Source organism: Plantactinospora alkalitolerans, from assembly GCF_015690345.1.
GTDB lineage: Bacteria > Actinomycetota > Actinomycetes > Mycobacteriales > Micromonosporaceae > Plantactinospora > Plantactinospora alkalitolerans.
Window position 1 is genome coordinate 73,391 of record NZ_JADPUN010000177.1, and the last position, 6,812, is coordinate 80,202.

9 protein-coding genes are annotated in these 6,812 nt (G+C 69.1%); all 9 read left to right on the forward strand.

The window, feature by feature from the left end; translation table 11 throughout:
- Positions 1-25: 25 nt before the first annotated feature.
- A complete protein-coding gene (locus I0C86_RS19175; RefSeq protein WP_407676325.1) occupies positions 26-988 on the forward strand; it encodes a DUF881 domain-containing protein in 963 nt (320 codons plus the stop codon).
- 68 nt (positions 989-1,056) lie between these two features.
- Positions 1,057-1,437 carry a glycine cleavage system protein GcvH gene (gene gcvH / locus I0C86_RS19180; RefSeq protein WP_196202620.1) on the forward strand — a complete coding sequence of 127 codons (381 nt, stop codon included), beginning with the start codon at positions 1,057-1,059 and terminating at the stop codon, positions 1,435-1,437.
- Positions 1,438-1,651: 214 nt separating this feature from the next.
- Positions 1,652-2,104, forward strand: a complete 453-nt coding sequence (odhI, locus tag I0C86_RS19185) for an oxoglutarate dehydrogenase inhibitor Odhl (RefSeq protein ID WP_192769790.1) — start codon at positions 1,652-1,654, stop codon at positions 2,102-2,104.
- Complete coding sequence (gene ftsR, locus I0C86_RS19190; RefSeq protein ID WP_407676323.1) at positions 2,101-2,874, forward strand: transcriptional regulator FtsR; 774 nt, start codon at positions 2,101-2,103, stop codon at positions 2,872-2,874. Before odhI ends, ftsR begins: the two co-directional genes overlap by 4 nt.
- Positions 2,875-3,191: 317 nt before the next feature.
- The gene (locus I0C86_RS19195; RefSeq protein ID WP_196202622.1) at positions 3,192-3,656 is read left to right on the forward strand and encodes a bifunctional nuclease family protein; all 465 of its coding nucleotides are present in this window, start codon (positions 3,192-3,194) and stop codon (positions 3,654-3,656) included.
- A gap of 204 nt (positions 3,657-3,860) precedes the next feature.
- The gene (locus I0C86_RS19200; protein ID WP_230394395.1) at positions 3,861-4,502 is read left to right on the forward strand and encodes a MerR family transcriptional regulator; all 642 of its coding nucleotides are present in this window, start codon (positions 3,861-3,863) and stop codon (positions 4,500-4,502) included.
- Positions 4,503-4,682: 180 nt separating this feature from the next.
- Entirely contained in the window at positions 4,683-5,312 is a 630-nt protein-coding gene (locus I0C86_RS19205) for a SanA/YdcF family protein (protein WP_196202623.1), read from the forward strand.
- 252 nt (positions 5,313-5,564) lie between these two features.
- A complete protein-coding gene (locus I0C86_RS19210) occupies positions 5,565-6,014 on the forward strand; it encodes a group I truncated hemoglobin (protein WP_323373724.1) in 450 nt (149 codons plus the stop codon).
- A 2-nt stretch (positions 6,015-6,016) separates the two neighbouring features.
- Positions 6,017-6,812 (forward strand): globin domain-containing protein (locus I0C86_RS19215; RefSeq protein WP_196202625.1); only part of this gene is annotated, 796 nt, incomplete at its 3' end.

A 6,812-nucleotide genomic window follows, 5' to 3' on the forward strand; every position in this document is an offset into this window, starting at 1 on the left:
GGAGAACGCCGGGGCTTCGGGGGCTGTGGCGGGTGATTCCGGTGCGGCCGGTTCACCGGCTGCCGGGGGCGGCCGGCCTGGAGACGGCGTTGTGGGCGGTTCGGCGCGTTCCGGTGGCGGTCCCAGCGTGCCGTTGCCGTCGGACGACGAGACGGTGCCGTTGCCGTCGGACGACGAGACGGTGCCGTTGCCGAGCGACGGTGACGAGACGGTGCCGTTGCCGTCGGAGCGGGAGACGGCGTCGGTCGGGTCGTCGGGGCCGGCCGTGGTCGGATCGCCGGTCCGTCGGGTGCTGCCGCGGCTGACCATGGCCAACGCGATGATCGCGGTGCTGCTGGCGCTGTTGGGGTTCACCCTGGTGGTGCAGTTGAAGTCGAACTCGACCGATGCGTCGTTGGAGAACGCCCGCCAGGAGGACCTGGTGCGGATCCTGTCGGACCTGGATGCGCAGAAGGAACGGGTCCGGCAGGACATCGAAGGGCTGGAGGAGAGCCAGCGGCAGCTGAACTCGGGGGCGCAGGGGCGTCAGGCCGCGTTGGACGAGGCGACCCGGAGGGCGGACGAGCTGGGCATTCTGGCGGGGACGTTGGCGGCGCGGGGGCCCGGGTTGACGGTGAGCTTCATGCCGGTCAGCAATCCGATCGGGGCGTCCCGGGTGCTCGACGCGGTGCAGGAGTTGCGGGGTGCCGGCGCGGAGGCGATGCAGATCGCGGGGGGTGACGGTGCGACGGTACGGATTGTCGCATCGACGTACTTCCTCGACGCGAACGGCGGCATCTCAGTGAGTGGACGCCGACTGACGGGTCCGTACATGATCATGGTCATAGGTGATCCGAAGACGATGCAGACCGCGTTGAACATCCCGGGCGGGGTGGTGGCATCGGTCAGTGGCGACGGCGGTAACGTGGCGATCCAGGAGCGGGAGGTGGTCGACGTGACGGCCCTCAGCCCGCCCAAGGATCTGCAACACGCGCGCCCGGTTTCCTGACCGGCGCGTCCGGGGCCGGCGACTGCCGGTCCCGGTGTTGATTGGTGCGACGGAGAAGGACGCGTCTGGTGATTCCTGAGGACCTGCGATACACCGCCGAGCACGAGTGGGTGGCGGGCGACGGCAGCGGACCGGTGCGGGTGGGCATCACCCACTTCGCGCAGGACGCGTTGGGTGACATCGTGTATGTCCAGCTTCCCGACGAGGGTGCGACGGTCCAGGCCGGCGACTCGTTCGGTGAGGTGGAGTCGACCAAGAGTGTCTCCGAGATCTACGCCCCGGTGACCGGTACCGTGGTGGCGCGCAACGAGAAGCTCGCCGACACCCCTGAGGTGATCAACACTGACCCGTACGGTTCGGGTTGGCTGGTCCAGATCGCGCCGAGCGATCCGGCGGCGCTGGCCGAATTGTTGACCGCCGAGGCTTATCGGGACCTGACCGAGAGCTGATCGTGGTGATGCCAGCGCGGGGTTCTGTCCGCGCGTCTGGTTGCCCTGTATTTCGGCGCTGGCTAGGCTCGCCCAGTCGACCGAGAACCAATAGTTGCGCGTTGCGGAAATGCCTTCCCGGGCACGGGGGAGCCAGCCGCTGGGCCTCGACAACGCCCGGCGGCCAGACCCGTCAACCCTGACGCCGACCGAACAGATCCGTGAGGTGGTCCCAATGACGCGCCCAGACGACGAGTTCCCCCCACTCGACGTCACATCGACGCTCAATCTTGGTTCGCTCGACGAGATGTTGGAGGGGCCAGAGACCGACGTCGTGCCAAGCCGCATGTCGGGTTCGCTGCCTCCGGGCATGGCGCTTCTCGTGGTGCGACGTGGACCGAATGCCGGTGCCAGGTTCCTTCTGGACCACGATGTGACCACGAGCGGTCGGCATCCTGACAGTGACATCTTCCTCGACGATGTCACCGTGTCCCGACGGCACGCCGAGTTCCACCGGGACGGTGGCACGTTCACCGTCCGTGACGTGGGCAGTTTGAACGGGACGTACGTCAACCGGGAGCGGGTCGAGGCGGCGACGCTGAGCAATGGCGACGAGGTGCAGGTCGGCAAGTTCCGGCTGGTCTTCATCGCCGGTCCGCGTCCGGAGGAGGGGGCCATCCGGGGGTGAACGAGCGCGCGGCGGCGGCTGTTCCCGATCCGGGGGCGGTCGCTCGAGGCCAGCCCTTGATGAGTATCGGCGAGGTGCTGGCGCAGCTACGGGTGGAGTTTCCCGACACGACGATTTCCAAGCTGCGCTTTCTTGAGTCCGAGGGTCTGGTCGAGCCGCAACGCACGCCGGCGGGTTACCGCAAGTACAGCTGGGACGACGTGGCGCGGTTGCGGTTCGTCCTGACGGCGCAGCGGGATCAGTACCTGCCGTTGCGGGTGATTCGGGAGCAGCTCGCGGAGGCTGCTCGGGACGGGTTGCCGGGGCCGGAGCGCCCGAGGCCGTCGCTGGTGGCGGTCGGGCCGGACGGTGAGGTGCCGGGCCGGGAGGTCGGTGCCGGTGGGCCGGGTGAGTCGGCGGAGTCCCGGCTGGGGCGTGTCGAGTTGCTGTCCCGTAGTGGGATCGACGAGACGATGCTGACCGAGCTGGAGCGGATGGGTCTGGTGGTGTCCCAGCCGCCGGGGTGGTACGACGCGGATGCGTTGGTGATTGCCCAGGCGGTCGCGGGTCTGGCGGCCTATGGTCTGGAGCCGCGTCATCTGCGGGGTTATCGGACGGCGGCGGACCGCGAGGTGGGGTTGTTCGCCCAGTTGGTGGCGCCGTTGGCGCGGCAGTCGGATCCCGCGGCCCGGGCTCGGGCCGCGGAGGCGGCGCGGGAGTTGGTGGGGCTGTCGCAGCGGTTGCACGCGGCGTTGGTCCGGGTCGGCTTGCGGGGGACGCTGGGGCGCTGACCGGAGCCCTGGCCGGGATCGTCGGTCGGATGTGTGTGGCGGGATCGTCGGGGCCCTTCTGCCGGGGGGTGTGCCGGCGCTTCCGGCCCGTTGCGACGGGGACCGACGGGCCCGGCAGGAAAGATCTGCGGCGGTGGGCGTGGCGTAGGCTTCCTGGGGTAACCGGTTCGGGTGCGGCGGGAGCGGGCGGCGCGCGTGGGGCAGCGGTATCCGGGTCCGTGTACCGTGCAGGGAAGGGGCATGCCGGCTCCGGCGGCGGGTAGCATCGACCGCCGCAGGACGGTGGTGGGGACGACGACAGCGACACGGAGGCGGCGGTGCGCGAGCTGAGCGTGGTCGGGGTTCGGGTGGAACTGCCCACCAACCAGCCGATCGTTTTGCTCAGAGAGGTCGAGGGCGACCGTTACCTGCCGATCTGGATCGGTGCGGTCGAAGCCACGGCGATCGCCTACGAGCAGCAGGGGGTCAAGCCGGCCCGTCCGTTGACCCACGATCTGCTTCGGGACATTCTTGCCGCGTTGGAGGCACCATTGCGCGCGGTCGAGATCGTCGAGCTGAAGGAGAACGTCTTCTACGCCGATCTGTTGATCGGCGACGGGTTGCGGGTGTCGGCCCGGCCGAGTGATTCGATCGCCCTGGCGTTGCGGGTCGGTGCGCCGATCCGTTGTGCGGAGCAGGTGCTGTCCGAGGCGGGCATCATCATTCCGGACGAGCAGGAGGACGAGGTGGAGAAGTTCCGGGAGTTCCTGGAGCAGGTCCGCCCGGAGGACTTCGCCGGCTGAGTGTCGGCCCGTTGGCGGCCGGGATGGTCGTCGGGTTGCCGTGACCTCTGGTTCGTCCGGGTACGCGGGGGGTGATCGTCGAGGTGCGGCGTGTCGCGGCAAATCCTGCGAGGTAAGCCTCCAGCCGGGCTATAGGGTTGGGCCTGTCGAAGGGGTGCACGTCCCGGAAACGACGTGTCACCGCACGGGCGGGGAGGTTGTCCGATGCATGAGCCACAGGACCCTGATCCGGGGACATCTGGTCACCGACGCGGTGAGGATCAGCGTCAGGTCGAAGGACATGGTCGGGTAGCGGAGGATCACCCGGTCGACGATTCCGCGATAGAGGATGGCGCGGTCGGTTACCGGGGTGTGACGGCGTGTTCCGCCGTCGGCATCAGTTACCGGCAGTTGGACTACTGGGCGCGTACGACGCTGGTGGTGCCGAGTGTGCGGGACGCTTCGGGTTCGGGTACGCAGCGGCTCTACTCGTTCCGGGACCTGGTGGTGCTCAAGGTGGTGAAGCGGCTGCTGGACGCGGGGGTGTCGCTGCAGAACATCCGGCGGGCCATCGAGACGCTGCGGTCGCGCGGGGTGGCGGACCTGGCCGGTATCACGTTGATCTCGGACGGTACGACGGTCTACGAGTGTCGGTCTCCGGAGGAGGTCGTCGACCTGTTGCAGGGTGGGCAGGGCGTGTTCGGGATCGCCATCGGTGGTGCGTTCAAGGAGATCCAGGGGTCGTTGTCGCATCTGCCGGCCGAGCCGGCGGGGGAGCCGACCCCGGTTGGTACGTCTGCGGAGCCGGTGGCGGCGGATGCGGGTGACGAGTTGGCGGCCCGGCGGGCGCGTCGCCGGGCGGGCTGAGGCGGTTCGCGCTGTCTGCGGAAGCGCGGTGGTGCGGGCGTGCCGCGGCAGGGCCCGAGCGGACATGATCGTCGCCGCATAATGGGTGGTATGCCAGCTGGTCCACCTGAGTCGTCCGGTCCCGTCCCTGTTGTCCGTCCTGGTGGCCGGCGTCGTTGGTGGCGTCGGCTGGTTCTCGGGATGTTGGCCGTGGCGTTCCTGTTGCCGGTTTCGGTGGTCGGCAGTGTGCTCTGGGTACGGCAGTCGGCGGAGGACCACGTCTACGATCTGGCCGGGGTGCCGGCGGCACCGGTCGCGCTGGTGTTGGGTGCCCAGGTGAATCCGGACGGCACGCCGTCGGCGTTCCTGGCAGCCCGGCTGGGGTTGGCCAGGGAGTTGCTGGATGCCGGTAAGGTGCGGGCGATTCTGGTGTCCGGGGATCACCGCCGGTGGGAGTACGACGAGCCGGGGGCGATGCGCCGCTGGTTGGTGGACCGGGGTGTGCCGGCCCGGCAGGTGGTCGAGGACCACGCGGGTTTCGACACCTACGACTCGTGTCTGCGGGCCCGTCGGATCTTCGGTGTCGATCGGACCATTGTGGTCACCCAGAGTTTCCACATCGCGCGGGCGGTGACGGTGTGCCGGCGGGTCGGTCTGGACGCGGTGGGGGTCGGGGACGATTCGGTGCGCCGCTTCGAACGGGCCTGGAACCGGGGTGGGTTCCGGGAGAACTTCGCGGCGGTGAAGGCGGTGTACGACGTGTTGAGCGGGCGCGATCCGGTGTTTCTCGGTCCGCCCGAGCCGGGTCTGCGGGATGCGTTGTCTGGGTGAATTGTCCCTGCGGTACTCGTGATTTGCGGGATTCCGGTCCAATGGGGATGATGACCGCGCGCTCGAGTCGCATCGATGAACGCCGAAGTGGCAGGGTACGGAACACACCGTTTCGGGGCGGATGACACAGAACGGGTGGGCGCGGTAGTGTCCCCCACGCAGTGCCGCTCGGCGGCGATCCGCCCCCCGGGTCGGCAGCCTGTGCCTCGCCCCTCAACGCCGCGCGACCCCTCTCGCGCTGGAAGGAAGACCGTGACGGAATCAGAAGACAGCGCCGTGTCATCTCCCTCGGCCGGCGCCGGCACTCCCGGCAACGGAACGGCTACCCGCCCCTCGCACTACGAGCGGATCGGCGGAGCGGAGTCGGTGAAGGCCGCGGTCGGGCTGTTCTACGACCGGGTGCTCGCCGACGCCGAGTTGGCGCCGTATTTCACCGCCATCAACATGGAGGAGCAGCGGCGGCATCTGGTGTTGATGCTGACCGTGGTGCTCGGCGGCCCGAACAACTACGCCGGCCGGGGTCTGGCCGAGGCGCACCAGCCGTTGGATATTCCGGACGAGCACTACGCCCGGGTCGGCGCACATCTGATCGACACGCTGACCGAACTCGGCGTGCCGGCGGACATTCTCGACGATGTGCGGGCAACCCTGGTGTCGGTCCGTGACCAGGTGGTGTCGAGCGGTACCTCGGCGGGCGTTTGACCGTGGACGTCGCCCGTCTCAAGCAGAGCTGGCACCTGGTCGCCGGGCACGGCGACCAGGTGCCGCTCTACTTCTACTCGACTCTCTTCCTCGCCCATCCCGACGTCCGGCAGATGTTCCCGACGAACATGGCGGGTCAGCGGGACCGGTTGGTCACCGCACTCGGACACATCGTTTCCAACGTGGACCAGGTGGACCAGCTGGTCGGGTTCCTCCAGTCGCTCGGCGCCGACCACCGCAAGTTCGCGGTCCGGGCGGAGCACTATCCGGCGGTCGGCGAGGCGTTGCTGGCCACCCTGGCGCACTTCCTCGGCGAGCACTGGACCGAGGACCTCGCCCAGGACTGGACGGCGGCGTACGGGCTGGTCGCGAAGGTGATGTCCGACGGTGCCACGTCGGCCGAGAACGTCAGCCCGCCGTGGTGGGTCGGGGAGGTCGTCGCGCACGAACCCCGTACCTTCGACATCGCGGTCCTGACCCTGCGTCCGCAGTACCTGTTGCCGTTCGATCCGGGTCAGTCGATCGGGGTGTCGAGTCCGGCGACCCGGGCCTGGCGCTACTACTCGCCGGCGAACGCTCCGCGCAGTGACGGCACGATCGAGTTGCATGTCCGGGCGGTTCCGGGCGGCGCGGTGAGTTCCCGGTTGGTCTACGGCACGAGTGTCGGGGACCAGCTGCATCTGGCGGCGCCGATGGGGGAGCGGCTGTCGTTGCGCCAGGCCGGCGGTGACCTGCTGCTGCTGGCCGGTGGTACCGGTTGGGGGCCGTTGAAGGCGCTGGTGGAGCAGGTGGCGGCGG

Excerpts from the sequence above, each read along its gene's own strand:
- I0C86_RS19200 (WP_230394395.1), top strand. The coding sequence starts at position 3,861 with ATGCATGAGCCACAGGACCCTGATCCGGGGACATCTGGTCACCGACGC.
- odhI (WP_192769790.1), top strand. The coding sequence starts at position 1,652 with ATGACGCGCCCAGACGACGAGTTCCCCCCACTCGACGTCACATCGACG.
- I0C86_RS19205 (WP_196202623.1), top strand. The coding sequence starts at position 4,683 with ATGTTGGCCGTGGCGTTCCTGTTGCCGGTTTCGGTGGTCGGCAGTGTG.